Source organism: Nocardia huaxiensis (assembly GCF_013744875.1).
Taxonomy (GTDB): Bacteria; Actinomycetota; Actinomycetes; order Mycobacteriales; family Mycobacteriaceae; genus Nocardia; species Nocardia huaxiensis.
This window is the reverse complement of record NZ_CP059399.1, coordinates 6866710-6881056: the sequence shown is the minus strand read 5'-3', so window position 1 is coordinate 6881056 and position 14347 is coordinate 6866710. Positions and strand designations below refer to the sequence as shown.

Genomic DNA, 14347 nt, shown 5'->3' with positions numbered 1-14347 from the left:
CTCGGTGGTTCGGTTTCTGGGAGGTTTCAGAGTCCGTCGGCGTCGAAGCCGAGCGCCTTGAGCGAGAGCCGGTGCAGGGTTTCGCGTTCGGCGGGGGTGAGCCGGGCCATGAGCAGATCGGTGGCCTCGTCGATGCGGGCCTCGGTCCGCACCCGCTCGCGCTCCCCGGCCGCGGTGATGGCCAGCTGATACTTGCGCCGATCGTGCGGATCGCGGGTGCGGGTGACCTGACCGGCCTTCTCCAGGCTGTCGATCAGCCGCACCACCTCGCTGCGATCGATGCCCATGGCGTGTGCCATCTCCTGCTGCGAGATATCGCTGCGCTCGGCCAGATAGGTGAGCACCCAGTGCTCGCGCAGCGGCGTGCCGAGTTCGGCGTGCATCGCCTTGTGCAGCTTTCCGAGCGCGTAGATCGGGTAGCGCAGCAGTCCTCGGGGGTGGAAGTGGTCGTCGAGGGGCTGCGGGTCGTCGGTCACCTCCCGATCCTACCTATTGTTGAGTCGCTCAACGGTTGTTAGGCTCTGCAATTGAGCTGCTCATCAAAACTGAACTGACAACTGAAGGAGAGGTCCGATGACGCAAACGCGCACGGACAACACCGATCCCGCCGATCTGGCGCCTCCCGTCGATTCCGGCAAGATTCCCGCCCATGTCTGGCGCACCGCCTTCGTCGTCGTCTTCGGCGCGATCATGGGGATGCTCGACACCTCGCTGATCAATATCGGCCTGCACACCATCGGCGCCGACCTGCACGCACCGCTCGCCACCATGCAGTGGGTGGCCAGCGGATACCTTCTCGCCCTGGGGGTTTCGCTCACCGTCTGCGGATGGCTCGCGCGCCGCGTGGGCGTGGGGCGGCTCTGGTTGACGGCCTTGGCCGCCTTCACCGTCATCTCGGCTGCCTGCGCCCTCGCCGACACCGCGAATTGGCTTATCGCCCTGCGGATTCTGCAAGGACTCGCGGCGGGCGTCATGATCCCGGCCGGTCAGACCCTGCTCGGTCAAGCCGCCGGACCACAGCGCATGGGCCGCGTCATGGGTGTGGTCGGCGTCGCGGTGGTCGGCGCACCGGCCCTCGGCCCGACCATCGGCGGCCTGATGCTCGCCCACTGGAGCTGGCAGTGGCTGTTCCTCATCAATATCCCGTTGGGAATCATCGGTTTCGGTCTCGGCCTGCGCTACCTGCCACTGGGTCCGGGAACGCCCGGGCACCGCTTGGACATCGCCGGTGTGATGCTCGCCGGCGGCGGCGTCGCGGCAATCGTCTACGGCCTGACCGAGCTCGGCGAGGGCGGCGGTTCCGTCACCGCTGTATCGGTCTGGCTGCCAATGGTTCTCGGCCTGCTCGCCCTGGCCGGATTCATTGCCCGAGCAGTACGCAGTACCCGCCCGCTACTGGACGTCGGCATGTTCACCAACCGCGTCTTCGCGGCCGCGAACACCGCGGGCTTCTTCGCGGGCGCATCCATGTTCGGCGTAATGGTCCTGCTGCCCTTGTACTTCCAAGTCCTGCAAGGAACCAGCCTGATCCGCACCGGCCTCGCCCTGATCGCCTTCGGCGCGGGCGGCGCGGTCGCCCTCCCGATAGGCGGCCGCCTCACCGACCGCTACGGCGGCGGCGTCGTGGCCGTCGCCGGAAATCTCGTGGTGGCAATCACCGTACTGCCGTTCGTCTTCCTCCCCGCCGACGCGAACGCCCTGCTGGTGCAACCACTCCTGTTCGCCGCAGGCGTAGGCACCGCCCTGGCGAGCACCCCATTGGTCTCGGCCGCCTACGCCGCCGTCCGCCCCGACCAGCTCCCCGACGCCACCGCCTTCGTCAACATCCTCCAGCGCGTAGGCGGCGCGATAGGCGTAGCGGTGATAGCCGTGATCCTCTCGCGCACAACAGCATCGGACACCGATCCCATTACCGGCTATCACCTGTCCTTCGCCGCAGTCGCCCTGCTCTCGCTCGCCGCCGCAGTGGCCTCCGTGCTGCTCCGCAACCGGCAGCGCGCGTGATCCGGTTCGTCGCGACGTCCGCCGACCTGATCAATACAGTGTCAGCGTGAGTGATTCGGTATTCGAGATCGACCCGGCCCGGACGGCGCAGCCCGGCAGCCGGGTCGATCGCGGGAAAGGGCTACGGGCCATCGGGCTCTGGCTGGGGGCGGGGCTGGTCGCCGTGCTGACCGTGGCTGCCGTGGGTGGCGTGCTCGTCACCGTGATCGGTGCACGGCATTTCACGAGTCTCGGTTCCGGTGGCAGCATGCTCGATCCGATGGCCATGAACCTGCTCAGCTTGCTGGTGACGGCACCGCGCCGTCTGCTGCTGGTGGCACCGTTGGCTGTCGGCGTGGGATTCGCGGTGGCGGCGGGCGGCTCGCTGTCGGTAGTGCCCGCATCGAGTATTCGGGAGCGTCGTCTATCGCTGCTGATGCCCATTGCGGTGGTGCTGGGCGCTGCTGTCGGGGCGCTGTACTGGTGGATCGCCATGATGGTCACCGAATGGACCGCGCTTTCGGCCGCCCGGCGTAGTGACGACTTCAGCGAGAACGCCTACCGCCACTACGCCGCACAGCTCGTTGATCCATCGAATGTCACGTGGTCGCTGGTGTTTTCGGTGTTGATCGCCGCGGCGGTCGGGGCGGCACTGGTTCTCGCGCGACGGATCCGTCCAGCAGCCACCCGCCCGGCGCGCATACGCCGGGCGGTGGTCTGTGCGGTGGTGCCGCTAGCGCTGTCGGGTGCCGTCCTCGCGCTGCACGCGGATTCGGTCTATCACGACCTACTGCGGGATCTCGGAGCCGAAGCCCTCGAGTGAGAACGCTATCCGGCGGTGCGGACGGTGAGGTCGTCGAGCAGGATCATGACTTCGCCCTCGTGTTTGACGACCTCTGTCACGCGGATCTTCAATCCGGTGAGGGTGGCGTTCGAAAGGGGTTGTGGGAGGGCGGTTCCGGCGCGGTGCCAGTCGCGGTCGGCGGTGAGCTTGCCGAGCTGGACTTCCTGCTGGGTGCCGTCTTCGCCTTGCAGCTGGGCCGATACCTGGATCGCGGCGTGCGGGGAGCGGACCCACAGGTCGAGGCCGGTGGTGTCGCCCTTGACGGTGAACGCCTGGCCGGGCTTGGCGGCCAGTTCGATCTCGGTCCGGTCGGTGGCCTTGCGGACCAGGAGGGCGAGGGCTCGCACATCCTCGCCCGCGACACCGTCCGCGTAGACGCCCGGCTCCTTGGTGGGCGCGCCTTCCTTGAACGTCGTGACATGGGTGTGGGTCGCCGCCTCCCCGGCGACCTCCCACTTGTCCTTGTTCTCGAAGTCGTCCAGGAGCACCTCGACCGACATTTCCCCGCCGTCCCTTCGTATTCGTGCTGAAGCTCAGGGAAACCCTACAAGCCGAGCGCCGCTCGTGGTCTGCCGTACGGCATCGGATGGGTTGCGTGCGGGTGTCAAGCAGTCGATGTGACCCCCGTTGGCGGCGGGGTCGACCAGCTGGCGCAGCGCATCGACGGCGTCGCGCGGCGGGCGACGTACCCGGCCACGACGCCTGCCAACCGGCTGCGAACAATCGGAGCAATCCGATTGTCCCGCAGCCGCTTACGACGTGGCCGTTGCATCCCGACATCGCCGGGCAGACCTACATCGCCGACCTGATCACCGGGCTGCTGTGACCCCGGCGGCGTCGAGGGCGGCCAGGTAGCCGAACACCATGGCGGGTCCGATGGTCGCGCCGGGCCCGGCGTAGGTGTAGCCCATCACCGGTGAACTGGTGTTTCCGGCCGCGTACAGGCCCTCGATGACCGAGTTGTCGGCGCGCAGGGCGCGCGCGTACTCGTCGGTGTCGATGCCGCCCTTGGTGCCCAGATCACCGGGCACCATGCGCGCGGCATAGAACGGCCCGTTGGTCAGCTCGCCCAGGCTCGGGTTCGGCTTGTTGGTGAGATCGCCGTAGTAGTGGTCGTATTTGCTGACGCCACGGCCGAAGTCGGGATCGGCGCCGGCGCGGGCGTGCGCGTTGAACCGGGTGACGGTCGCGGCGAGGGCGTCCGCCGGGACGCCGATCTTGCCGGCCAGCTCTTCGATCGTGTCCGCCTTGACGAGGGCGCCGGACTCGAACCAGGAGCGGGGGAGCGGTTGCCGCCCCGGAATGCCCGCGAACACATAGCGATTGCGGTAGGTCTGATCGAAAATCAGCCAGGCGGGCAGGTTTTCGGCCGGACCGTCGCCCTGACCGTATGCGCCGCCGAACATGCGGTGCGTGGCCTCCACATACGGCAGCGATTCGTTCATGAACCGCACCCCACGCGCATTGATGATAATGCTGCGCGGCAGTGAGCGTTCCGCGAGCGCGAACCAGGTGCCCTTCGGCTTCGGCAGCGGAATCGACGGCGCCCACCAGGCATCGCCCATGAACGAGACCGTCGCGCCGATGCGCAGCGCGGCATTGATGCCGTCACCGGTATTGGTTTCCGCGCCGAGCGCATAGTCGGCGGAAACCGGTGCACGATGGTACTTTTCGCGCATCTCCGCATTGTGGTCGAAGCCGCCGCAGGCAAGTACGACGCCGCGGCGGGCGCGCAGAGTCATTGTTGCGCCCCGGCTTTCGAGGACGACACCGACGACGCGGTCGTTCTCGGTGATCAGTTCGGTCATGGCGGTGTTCAAGCGCACCGGGACGCCGGCCGCGCGCACACCCATCATGAGCTCGGCCATGAGCGCCGACCCGAAACCGATCAGCTGCTGGCGGCGGATCTTGCCCAGGATGGTGCGTCCGAGGATCTTGAGACCGGCCACCGGGCCGCGCCAGTGCCGCAATCCGGTGCTGAGCCAACGGTAGTCGCCCTGCTTGACGATGACGCCCAGCGGCGATTCGGCGTAAGGCGGGTGCAGGGTGGCGAAGTCGCCCGACAGCTCGCGCGCATCGAAAGCCACCGGCTCGCAAGACCTTCCGCTGGCCAGTCCGCCCGGCGACTCCGGCAGGTAGTCCGAGTAGCCGCGCACCCACTCCAGTCGCAAAGCCGAATTCTCCATGAGGAATTCGAGCGCTTCCGGCCCGCGATCGATGTAGGCGTCGATCTTCTCGCCATCGACGTGCCCGCCCACAATGTGTTCGAGGTAGGTCCGTGCCGCCTCGAGGCTGTCTGCCGGAGCATCGCGCCGCAGCACCGAGTTCCCCGGAATCCACACCCCGCCGCCGGACCGTGCCGACGACCCACCCCAGTACCGGGACTTCTCCACAATGACGGTGCTCAACCCGTGCCGAGCCGCCGTGATGGCGGCGGCCATCCCGGCCGCCCCCGATCCGACGACAATCAGATCGACGGTCTCGCCCGCCGTGCTGTCCTGGTCCATGATCTCTGTTCTCTCTGTGTTCTCTTGCCGCAGAATCATATTGCGGACGGTTAGCCGTTCGCGCGCCAGCGATCGTCGAGCACGGCGGCCAGCGCCCCCTCCACGCACACGGCCAGCGAAGCGCCCTGCTTATCCCCACTGCGCAGCCACTGCAGATACCCGAACTCGGCCGCCGCCAGCATGAGATGCACCAGCAACCCCGGATTGCTGTCGGTCTCCGGATCGCGCGACATGCGCTGCGCCACAAGCTCGACGAGCCGTCCGCGATGCTCGGAGGTGATCAGGGCCACCCGGTCGAGCAGATGCGGGGCGCTGCGGAACGCCGCCCGCCACTGCTCCAGATCGGCGGTCTCCAATGTGGTCGACCGCGTCATGATCGACTGCGCCAGAGCAACATCCGCAGGCTCCGCCCCCGGCCGCTCCTCCAACAGCCCCGCGATCCCCGCCCCGCCCTCCCGCACCGGATCCAACAGCAGATCCTCTTTGCTCCGCACATGCCGGAAGTACGTGCTCGGCGAGATCCCCGCCGCCGCCGCGATCTGCTCCGTGGTGACTTCGTCGAACCCATTGCGCGCGAACAACTCGAAGGCCGCCCGCTGAATCTCCGCCCGAATCTGCTTGCGCTGACGCTCTCTCAGTGACACATCTGCGAGTATCTGCTTGTGTGACAGTAACTGTCAAGAGTGGAACCACTGTCATTCAAGGACTCGCTCCCGGACCCTGCCGGGTCGACCAGGCTAGGCGGGAGCCGCCCCCAGCGTATTGAGGGCGTCCGCCAATTCCTTTTCCTCGTAGGCGAAGTGGGCTTCCAGTGCTGCTGCCAGCACTTCGAGCTCCGCGGCCAGCTCGAGCGGATCGCTGTGCCCGGGCACGAAGCGCTCGACCAGCTCCGCGATCCCCTCCTGGATCCGCGCCACCTTCCGGTGTTCCGCGCCGAGCAGCTCCAGCGTCGGCGCGAGCCCTGGGAAGCGCTGTGCCAGCTGGGGAAACGCGCCCATGCTCTCGCCGGTGTGATGCTTGGTCAGCGCGGCGCAGAACTCGACACAATGCGTGCGCATCCGAAGTCCGAGTCCCGGCTGAGGTTTGCCGATCGCGTCCCCATGGCCGTCGGCCAGGGCGTGCGCCTGCTCCAGCAGCGCCGCGAGCTCACCGCGCAGCCATTCGTGCACCTCGATGACGAAGTCCCCCAACCCCTTCACTCGTTCGACCCCGTCCGCTGGATCGATCCGATGCAGCACTACCACGGGTATTTCGCGCGTCGTCTGTGCCTGGTACTCGCCGTATCCCGGTGCCAGCGAGACGATCTCGGCGAATAGCCGATCTCGTTCGGCCCCCTGTGGAATCGCTGCGATGGCCTCGTACGTCTCCGCCCCGACTTCGACGGTTACCCGTGGATTCTTCCGAATATTGTGGAACCAGCCCGGATTCGACGTGCTGCCACCCGCTGATGCCACCACGACGTTCCTGCCGTGCACGCTCAAGAAGCCCAGTGGACTGGTTCGCTGTTCTCCGGTTCGTGCGCCGATGGTGGTGAGCAATGCCAGCGTCGATCCTTCGAACATTCCGCCGACGCGTCCGCTGTTCGCGCGGAACTCGTCGATCACAAACTGTTGAAACTGATTCATGCGGATCCTTTGCCGAGGGGAGAGATTCCGATCGGAGGCGCAGCACCACAGCAGGATTCGGCAATTCAGGATTCAGCAGACTCGCGAGCCAACGAAGGCGGACACACCTGTCCCAGGAATGGGGGAGAGGGAATCGACAGCGGAATCCGCTAGGGAATGTCGATCTGAGTGTGGTGGCTGAAGTAGCCGTAACCTCCGTGAGTAGGCCCATCTGGGGCGCACCGGCAAACTAACACCGATCATCGATCGCCCGCAACCTGTCAACACCCACGCCCCATCCGGCGATCTTGGTGATGTGCAGGTTTATCGCAGCATGTGCGCCGAATTCGATTCCCTCCGCCTCGGCATTCCCCCTATTCCCGAGTGCTTCATGCCGTCGCTGCGGCGAGTGAGCAACTGGGCGTACGCAACTCGCGACATCTCGCCGATCGGCATGTACATGTTCGACGAGTATCACGACGAGGTGGTGGAGGGTCAGGGCGACTACGTGGCCGTCTGTCATGCCGGCCACGGCAGCAATTCCTATGCCATCACCTATCACCTGGTGCTCGGATCCCTTGCGCTGTACGCGCAGGCGGGATTCGGTGGCATCTACGAGGATCCGGTGGTCGACGCGGCCAAGGTGCGACGCATGTTCAACGCCTGCGCATTTCTGGCCGACGCCGCCGCGGCCGAGCCGCGCTGTCCGAACTATCGACTCATCGCCCTCTACAGCAATTTTCGCGGCGTGCGCTACCGCTGGCGGAAACTCCCCGGGCCGGTCGTGTGCCCTGGATCGCGCGCACCGATCGCGGTGCCTTCCGATCGACTCGCCGAACCGGAGCAGGCCGATCCACTCGCCGACTTCGGCGCGGTGGCCCGAGCCCTCCAACTGCATCAGCCCTGCCATGGTCAGCCGCCCGCCCCTGGGTGTTGACCAACCGCTGATGTGTTGAGAGTCTTTGGATTCCATCGACTCACATCCGGCGGGAGTATCCGGCATGGCCGAAAACGACAGCGCGACCCCCTATTCGACGATCACCTACACGGTCGACGAGGCCATCGCCACCATCACCCTTGCCCGCCCGCACGCCCGCAACGGCTTCACCCTCACCATGGCCGACGAACTGGGCGCGGCGATCACCGCAGCCGACCAAGATAACGAAGTCCGAGTAATCCTCCTCACCGCAGAAGGCGACTACTTCTGCGTAGGAATGGATTTCGACGACCCCACCATCGGCGACTTCACCGACCCGGCCTGGGAAGAACCCTCCACCCGAGTGGTCCGCCCCATGACCAACTCCAACAAACCGGTCATAGTCGCCTTCCAAGGCCCAGCCGTAGGCGTCGGCCTGTCCATGACCCTCCCCGCCGATTTCCGCCTGGCCACCGATTCCGCCCGCTTCGGCTTCGTCTTCGCCCGCCGCGGCCTCTTCCCCGAAGGCGGCTCCACCTGGTTCCTCCCCCAACTGGTGGGCTTGGCCAAAGCCAAGGAATGGATGCTCACCGCCCGCCTCTTCACCGCCCAGGAAGCCCTGTCGGCCGGCCTCCTGACCAGCCTCCACACCCCCGAAGACCTCCTCCCCGCCGCCTACGCCCTGGCCCGAGACCTCGCCACCAACATCGCCCCCACCTCCGCAGCCCTCATCCGCCGAGCCCTCGTAGCCATGACCGCCCACGGCACCCCCGAAGCCGCCTTCGCCCTCGACAAGAAATCCATCCCCCACGCCTCCACCACCCCCGACCTGGCCGAAGGCATCTCCTCCTTCCTCCAGAAACGCCCCCCGAAATTCACCGGCGTAGCCGCCACCGACCTCCCCGACCTGGAGGACTGGCTCGCATAGCGAGCCGGCTCGCGCCAGTTCAGGGGTGTCGTGGCCCTCGATTCGGATGCGCATGCTGCTGCAGTCGATCAGACGGAGGCCCACGCAGCGCGGACGTGGTGCAGCGCCTGGGCGGCGGTGACGGTCAGCCGGGTCTGATTGGAAAGTTCACGCAGCCACAGTTTTTCGTCCGGTGGGGTAGCGAAGAGGGCGGGCGCGGGATAGCGGTTGGTGGGGCCGAAACGGCGGAAGAGCTCTGCGGCCTCACTGTTGATCGCGCCCACATCGGCGAGCAGTTTCAGGTCGAACAGATCTCGCGATGCGCCGCGGCTTGCCCATGCCACCGTCTTCCAGGCGGCGAAGGCGGGTGTGGTGGGCACGAGGAGGTGAGCCGGGGGAGCATCGGTGTAGCGCTGTACTATCTCGCGGCGCTCGGTTGGCCACTGCGAATACCCTGTGCGGCTGAGTAATTGGATGCGCACGGCGGTTCCGTCCGGGGTCGAGAGGATGGCCGGTTGCGTGTCGTGGACGGTGGTCAGCGGTGGCTGCCAGGTGGCGCCCGGATATTCGCGGCGGAGCTCTGTCACCAGAACTCGGTGGAGATCCTCGGCCGTCCGCTGTCTGTTGTCGAGTGCGATCAGATCGATGTCCTCCGACAGCCGCCCGGCGGGAATGACTGTGCGAGACAACGCTGTTCCGCCGAAGTAGAGGATTCGATCGCCGGCGTGTTTGCTGAGGGCGCCCAGGAGATGCGAAATGAGGTGGTCGCGTCGGACTTGCGCTGGAGCGACGCCGAACTGGTCGGCTACGGACTGCGCATCATGATCGGTCAACCATTCGACGTGGCTCCGAGCAAGCGGTCGAGGGTGGGCTTGCGACGTTGGCGGGCGGCGAGATCGGCGAGCAGGTCGCGGTCCGCCCGAGGTAGCAGGGCACGGGCGGCTTCGCGCGCCGCGTCGGGTAGTCGTCCGAGTTCGGGTCGCGCGGCCAGGTCCAGAATGGTCTGCTCGATGGTCGTAACCCAGCCGGTACCCAATTCCCAACTGTGCCTTTGGATATCGAGTACTTGAACATCGCGGCGAACGAACAGCACGGTGGCTTTTCGGTCGGCGAGGTGCAGAATGGGCCGGTGCCGGTGGGCGGCGACAACCGCTACGCCAACCGCGCGCGGTAGTGCTCCGTAGATCCGGGCCGCCGACAAACCCATGAGCGCTACAGTCTCGATGCCTTCGTCCGAGGCCGCGATACCGAGTGCCGTGGGCTCGAGCTCGGGTAGCCAGGACTGTCCGATGCGGTCATCCGGGACAGCGGCGTAGTAGCCGGTGGCCAGCCGATGCAGTGCGCCCGCGCGGGCAAGCCGAGCGAACTCCGGTCGTGGGTGGGCGTAGATCCCGGCCGCGTCGCGAGGGCGGAGAACCCGGAGTGGACGCCGCAGCAGTTCTGCCGGGACTCGCGCTGTGGTTCTCGTTGTCACTGTCACCTCCGTAGGGTTGAAGCCTACGCTCATGCCAATCACATCCGCAGCAGTACGCGGGATTACGCTGGTCGGTATGCCGCGGCTGTTGATCATTCACCACACGCCCTCACCGCATATGCAGGAGATGTTCGAGGCGGTGGTGGCGGGGGCCACCGATCCGGAGATCGAGGGGGTGGAGGTGGTGCGGCGGGCTGCGTTGGGGGTGACGGCCAGTGATGTGCTCGAGGCGGATGGGTATGTGCTGGGGACGCCGGCCAACCTGGGGTATATGTCGGGGGCGTTGAAGCATGCGTTCGACACCATTTATTACCCGTGCCTGGATTCCACGACGGGTCGGCCGTTCGGGTATTACATGCACGGGAATCAGGGGACCGAGGGGGCCGAGCGGGGGGTCGAGGGCATTACTGCCGGGCTGGGGTGGGAGAAGGTGGCCGCGCCCGTGATCGTTTCGGGGCCGCCGGGCAAGGCGGATGTGCAGCGGTGCTGGGAGTTGGGGGCTACGGTTGCCGCGCAGTTGATGGTCTGATTCCCCCGAATTCTGGTGGCTGACGGATTTGCCGCCCTTACCGTCATACTCGGAGTCGACGTGTCGGGAGTGGGAATGAGGTGACGGCCGCCGTGGAGGCGCAGGATTCGGGTATCCGCCGTATCGGGTTGGTCGAAGACCATGAGTCGGTGGCGATGGGATTGGCGGCCATGCTGGCGCCGGAAGCCGATCTGGAATTGGTGAGCACGGCGGGCACGGTGGCGGAATTGCTTTCTGGTGCACCGCAATTGGATCTGGTGGTGTTGGATCTGCGGCTCGCCGACGGGTCTTCGCCGGAGGACAATGTGCGGGCGCTGCGCGACCGGGGGATCGAGGTGCTGGTGTTCACCGGGGCGGACAATCCGTTCCTGGTGCGGTCTGCCGCCCGGGCGGGCGTGCTGGGTGTGGTGCGCAAGTCCGAGGATGTGCCGACCGTGGTGGCGGCGGTGCGCGCCGCGGCCCACGGCGAACAGGTGGTGACCACCGACTGGGCGGCCGCCATCGACGGTGACCCGCAGCTGTCGGATGTGGGGTTGAGCAAGCGACAGCAGGAGGTGCTGACGCTGTACGCCTCCGGCGAGAAGGCGTCGCGGGTGGCGCGCATGACCAAGCTGTCGGAGCAGACGGTCAACGACTACCTCGGGCGAATCCGGCAGAAGTACGCCGATGCCGGGCGTCCCGCACCCACCAAAACCGATCTGTACAAGCGCGCGGTCGAGGACGGGTGGCTGCCCGTGCCGGAACGGCGTCCCCGGGCATGACCGCAACCGGCGCAGTCGACACCGCGCCCGCACAGCGTTCGATCTCCGCGGTCGCGGCGTTTCTGCCACGAATGATGCGCGGCGGCATCACGGTCGCCGAAGATCCGGCCACCGCCGCCTACGACCGGATCATGCGACGCCTCGGCATCTCCATCGGCATTGCCGGGATGATCGTCGGCGGTGTCGAACTGCCCGAGATCGCACAGCAGGGCCGGCTGGCGCCCGGCTGGTGGACGATCGCGGCGATGGTCTTCACCTTCGGCTGGTATCCGATCCTGGCCGTGGTGTCGGCCGTCGCCGGGTCGCGGGCCATTCGATTCGTATCCGGTTGCGGCGCACTCAGTCACCTGCTGGTGCTGGCGAGCATTCCGTTCGTGCTGGAAGCGCACACGGTGGATTCGTCCACGGTGTGGCCGTACCGGGTGACGGCCCTGGCGGTGACGGCCGCCGTGCTGGCCTGGCCGACCCGGCTCACCGTCGCCTATCTGCTGGTGTCGGCGTCGTCGGCGGCGCTGGCCACCGTCTACACGGTCGCGGACATCACGCCCACGCTGGTCGTCGAGAACTTCCTGCGCTCAGCGGGTTTGGCGGCGCTGTTCGTCTGGTGCGGCACCGCCGCGACCGGTGCGGCCGCCCGCGTCGACCGTGAATCCGCGATCGCCAGCCGTCGCGCCGCCGCTCAGGCCGCGGCCCAGGCGCGGGATCGCGAGCGCGCCCGTTTCGCCGCGCTCATCCACGATGCCGTGCTTTCGACCCTGCTCGAAGCCTCCCGTGCCGGAACCTCTTCCGATGTGCTGCGCCGGCAAGCCGAACGCACCCTCGAGCAGTTGGAGGAGGTGCGTGGCGACGTCAGCGATCCCGATCTGCTCGATGCCCGCTCGGCGGTGCTGTTCCTGCGCTCGGCGGTGCAGGAGGTGAATCCGGGTATCCGGTTCGCCACCCGCACCTGGCCCGGCTACGACGACCTGCGCATGCCGGTGCATTCGGCGAGCACCATCGCCGCCGCGCTCACCGAGGCGGTGCGCAACAGCCTGCGCCACGCGTCCCTGCCCGGTCGTGAAGTCCGCCGCACCGTGACGGCCACCGTCAGCGCGGGCAGCATTCGCATCGTATTCACCGATGACGGAGCGGGTTTCGACCTTGCCGCGGTCTCCGCCGACCGGCTCGGCATCTCCATGAGCATTCTCGGCCGTATGCGGCAGTTGGCCGGTGGCTCGGCGTTCGTGGAATCCCAGCCGGGGGAGGGCACCACGGTGACTCTGGTGTGGGGTGGCGATGGTTCCCGTTGACACCCGCCCGGCGGAACTGGACCCCCGGTTCGGCCTGCGCGACCTGCTCGGCTTGCGCGGCCGCACCGCCTGGCTGTTCCTGCTGATTCTGGAAGCGACCATCGCGCTGTACATGCTCCGGCATGTCGGGCAGTCGCCGATGTGGGCGGCGCTGCTGGGCATGGCGCTCATGCTGGCCGCGGGTGCGCTGGTGCTGGTGATTCCGGTCGATCCGCTGCCGCTGCCGGTGGCGTTGTTCGCCGCGGCGGCAGCACCTTTGGCGACGGCTTTGACGGTCATGAGCCCGTCGCCGGACCATGTCCATCAGTCGGTGTGGTCGGCGTTCGCGTCTTCCTATGTCTTCGCGGTGCTCGTGCTGCGCGGCCGGGTTCGCACGGCCTGGGCGGGCGTGGCCGGGGTCGCGGGCGTGCTGGTTCTGGCCGGAATCGGGCAGCAGCTGCCCTCGCGCACCGTCGCGGGCACGCTCGTCCCGGTCGGAACGGTCGCCGCCATCTCGGTTTTCGCGGCTGTCATGCGACCCATGCAGCGTTCGCTGCGCATTCTGCGCGAGGACGCCATGATGCGGGCCGCAGCGGAGGCGACAATGGCCGCCGCCGACAGTGAACGCACCCGGCAGCTGGCCCGCCTGGATCGAGTGGCCCGCCCCATCCTGGAACGCATTGCCGACGGTGTGGAACTGACCGCCGCCGAACGCGAGGAATGCCGGCTCCTGGAAGCCGAACTGCGCGACGGCCTGCGCGCACCTCAGCTCGTCACCGATGAACTCAGTGGCGCGGCTCGCGGAGCTCGCGGTCGCGGCGTCGAGGTGATACTGCTCGACGACGGCGGTTTCGCGGGCGTCCCGGAGTGGGTGCGAAAACGCGTAATCGATGCCGCCACAAAGGAATTGGATGCCGCCAACGCTGGTTCGGTGACGGTCCGCGTGCTGCCCCTGGGCCGCCGCGTCCTGGCCACCGTGCTCGCGCAGTCGCCGGAACACGACCGCCGCACAGACATCGACACCGACGGCAAGGTCACGGTCTGGGACGACTGACGGCCGCAACGCTCACGGGGTGTCGCAGCGCCCCGGCCCGCCTCGCTTCATCTGATCGCGCAGCGCGTTCTGCACCGCCGACCCCAGCCAGGAGTTCAGCGACTGCCCGCTCTGCGCGGCCGCGTCCTCGGCGCTGGCCTTGAGCTTCTCGACCAGCCGCAGGGTGACGCGGCTGATATCGCCGGTCATCTCCTCGAAGCTGGGCTGGCGATCCTCGTCCTCGCCAGGGGTCTTGCGGACGTCCACGTGCGCGTCGGCGCCGTTGACCGACACGTGCACCGTGCGATCGGTGAGCGTGGCATTGACCTCGCCCGCCAGATCGGACAGTGCCGCCAGCAGCACCAGCCGCGCCGAGTTCTCGGTGGCCGCGGCCAGGGCCGCCGCGGTGGCCTGCGTTTTCTCATCGCCGAGCGCAGCCGCGGCGACGAGGTTCGCGCGCAATTGATCGGTGTACTTGTTCAAATCCATGACACCAGTGTGGCGTCACATCTGACATCACG

The 14347-nt window shown here is 67.3% G+C and carries 16 protein-coding genes; 8 read left to right on the top strand and 8 right to left on the bottom strand.

Features of this window, described 5'->3' with window-relative positions; genetic code table 11:
* Positions 1-26 precede the first annotated feature (26 nt).
* Entirely contained in the window at positions 27-476 is a 450-nt protein-coding gene (locus H0264_RS31305; RefSeq protein ID WP_231084690.1) for a MarR family winged helix-turn-helix transcriptional regulator, read from the bottom strand.
* Positions 477-573: 97 nt separating this feature from the next.
* Between H0264_RS31305 and H0264_RS31300 the strand changes: the two genes are divergently transcribed.
* Together H0264_RS31300 and H0264_RS31295 are read left to right on the top strand one after the other, a co-directional pair.
* A complete protein-coding gene (locus H0264_RS31300; RefSeq protein WP_181580884.1) occupies positions 574-2004 on the top strand; it encodes a DHA2 family efflux MFS transporter permease subunit in 1431 nt (476 codons plus the stop codon).
* A gap of 46 nt (positions 2005-2050) precedes the next feature.
* Positions 2051-2806 (top strand): hypothetical protein, encoded by a 756-nt coding sequence (locus H0264_RS31295; RefSeq protein WP_181580883.1) that lies wholly within the window; start codon positions 2051-2053, stop codon positions 2804-2806.
* 5 nt (positions 2807-2811) lie between these two features.
* Here the strand turns inward: H0264_RS31295 and H0264_RS31290 are convergent, their stop codons facing one another.
* The 4 genes from H0264_RS31290 to H0264_RS31275 all read right to left on the bottom strand — a co-directional run bounded on the left by H0264_RS31290 (position 2812) and on the right by H0264_RS31275 (position 6959).
* Positions 2812-3327 carry a hypothetical protein gene (locus tag H0264_RS31290; protein WP_181580882.1) on the bottom strand — a complete coding sequence of 172 codons (516 nt, stop codon included), beginning with the start codon at positions 3325-3327 and terminating at the stop codon, positions 2812-2814.
* A 309-nt stretch (positions 3328-3636) separates the two neighbouring features.
* Positions 3637-5334: a 3-oxosteroid 1-dehydrogenase gene (gene kstD, locus H0264_RS31285; protein ID WP_181580881.1), complete on the bottom strand. Its 1698-nt coding sequence runs from the start codon at positions 5332-5334 to the stop codon at positions 3637-3639.
* Positions 5335-5384: 50 nt separating this feature from the next.
* Positions 5385-5978, bottom strand: a complete 594-nt coding sequence (locus tag H0264_RS31280) for a TetR/AcrR family transcriptional regulator (protein WP_244976004.1) — start codon at positions 5976-5978, stop codon at positions 5385-5387.
* A 93-nt stretch (positions 5979-6071) separates the two neighbouring features.
* Positions 6072-6959: a nitroreductase/quinone reductase family protein gene (locus H0264_RS31275; protein ID WP_181580880.1), complete on the bottom strand. Its 888-nt coding sequence runs from the start codon at positions 6957-6959 to the stop codon at positions 6072-6074.
* Positions 6960-7272: 313 nt separating this feature from the next.
* On the opposite strand from H0264_RS31275, the gene H0264_RS31270 reads away from it, so the two are divergent.
* Together H0264_RS31270 and H0264_RS31265 are read left to right on the top strand one after the other, a co-directional pair.
* Entirely contained in the window at positions 7273-7875 is a 603-nt protein-coding gene (locus H0264_RS31270; RefSeq protein ID WP_181580879.1) for a hypothetical protein, read from the top strand.
* Positions 7876-7939: 64 nt separating this feature from the next.
* The gene (locus H0264_RS31265; protein WP_181580878.1) at positions 7940-8782 is read left to right on the top strand and encodes an enoyl-CoA hydratase-related protein; all 843 of its coding nucleotides are present in this window, start codon (positions 7940-7942) and stop codon (positions 8780-8782) included.
* A gap of 68 nt (positions 8783-8850) precedes the next feature.
* On the opposite strand, the gene H0264_RS31260 is transcribed toward H0264_RS31265, so the two are convergent.
* On the bottom strand, positions 8851-9594 hold the full coding sequence (locus tag H0264_RS31260; protein WP_181580877.1) for a nucleotidyl transferase AbiEii/AbiGii toxin family protein: 744 nt from the start codon (positions 9592-9594) through the stop codon (positions 8851-8853).
* A complete protein-coding gene (locus tag H0264_RS31255) occupies positions 9591-10235 on the bottom strand; it encodes a hypothetical protein (RefSeq protein WP_244976002.1) in 645 nt (214 codons plus the stop codon). Before H0264_RS31255 ends, H0264_RS31260 begins: the two co-directional genes overlap by 4 nt.
* Positions 10236-10311: 76 nt before the next feature.
* On the opposite strand from H0264_RS31255, the gene H0264_RS31250 reads away from it, so the two are divergent.
* From H0264_RS31250 to H0264_RS31235, 4 genes are all read left to right on the top strand, one after another.
* Positions 10312-10764 carry a flavodoxin family protein gene (locus H0264_RS31250; protein WP_181580875.1) on the top strand — a complete coding sequence of 151 codons (453 nt, stop codon included), beginning with the start codon at positions 10312-10314 and terminating at the stop codon, positions 10762-10764.
* A gap of 80 nt (positions 10765-10844) precedes the next feature.
* A complete protein-coding gene (locus tag H0264_RS31245) occupies positions 10845-11525 on the top strand; it encodes a LuxR C-terminal-related transcriptional regulator (protein WP_181580874.1) in 681 nt (226 codons plus the stop codon).
* Positions 11522-12814, top strand: coding sequence for a sensor histidine kinase (locus H0264_RS31240; RefSeq protein WP_181580873.1), 1293 nt, complete (start codon positions 11522-11524; stop codon positions 12812-12814). Before H0264_RS31245 ends, H0264_RS31240 begins: the two co-directional genes overlap by 4 nt.
* Entirely contained in the window at positions 12801-13847 is a 1047-nt protein-coding gene (locus tag H0264_RS31235; RefSeq protein WP_181580872.1) for a hypothetical protein, read from the top strand. Before H0264_RS31240 ends, H0264_RS31235 begins: the two co-directional genes overlap by 14 nt.
* A gap of 12 nt (positions 13848-13859) precedes the next feature.
* Here the strand turns inward: H0264_RS31235 and H0264_RS31230 are convergent, their stop codons facing one another.
* Positions 13860-14315: a hypothetical protein gene (locus tag H0264_RS31230; protein WP_181580871.1), complete on the bottom strand. Its 456-nt coding sequence runs from the start codon at positions 14313-14315 to the stop codon at positions 13860-13862.
* Positions 14316-14347: the final 32 nt, after the last annotated feature.

Excerpts from the sequence above, each read along its gene's own strand:
- H0264_RS31300 (WP_181580884.1), top strand. The coding sequence starts at position 574 with ATGACGCAAACGCGCACGGACAACACCGATCCCGCCGATCTGGCGCCT.
- H0264_RS31290 (WP_181580882.1), bottom strand. The coding sequence starts at position 3,327 with ATGTCGGTCGAGGTGCTCCTGGACGACTTCGAGAACAAGGACAAGTGG.
- kstD (WP_181580881.1), bottom strand. The coding sequence starts at position 5,334 with ATGGACCAGGACAGCACGGCGGGCGAGACCGTCGATCTGATTGTCGTC.
- H0264_RS31275 (WP_181580880.1), bottom strand. The coding sequence starts at position 6,959 with ATGAATCAGTTTCAACAGTTTGTGATCGACGAGTTCCGCGCGAACAGC.
- H0264_RS31270 (WP_181580879.1), top strand. The coding sequence starts at position 7,273 with ATGTGCGCCGAATTCGATTCCCTCCGCCTCGGCATTCCCCCTATTCCC.
- H0264_RS31265 (WP_181580878.1), top strand. The coding sequence starts at position 7,940 with ATGGCCGAAAACGACAGCGCGACCCCCTATTCGACGATCACCTACACG.
- H0264_RS31250 (WP_181580875.1), top strand. The coding sequence starts at position 10,312 with ATGCCGCGGCTGTTGATCATTCACCACACGCCCTCACCGCATATGCAG.
- H0264_RS31240 (WP_181580873.1), top strand. The coding sequence starts at position 11,522 with ATGACCGCAACCGGCGCAGTCGACACCGCGCCCGCACAGCGTTCGATC.
- H0264_RS31235 (WP_181580872.1), top strand. The coding sequence starts at position 12,801 with ATGGTTCCCGTTGACACCCGCCCGGCGGAACTGGACCCCCGGTTCGGC.
- H0264_RS31230 (WP_181580871.1), bottom strand. The coding sequence starts at position 14,315 with ATGGATTTGAACAAGTACACCGATCAATTGCGCGCGAACCTCGTCGCC.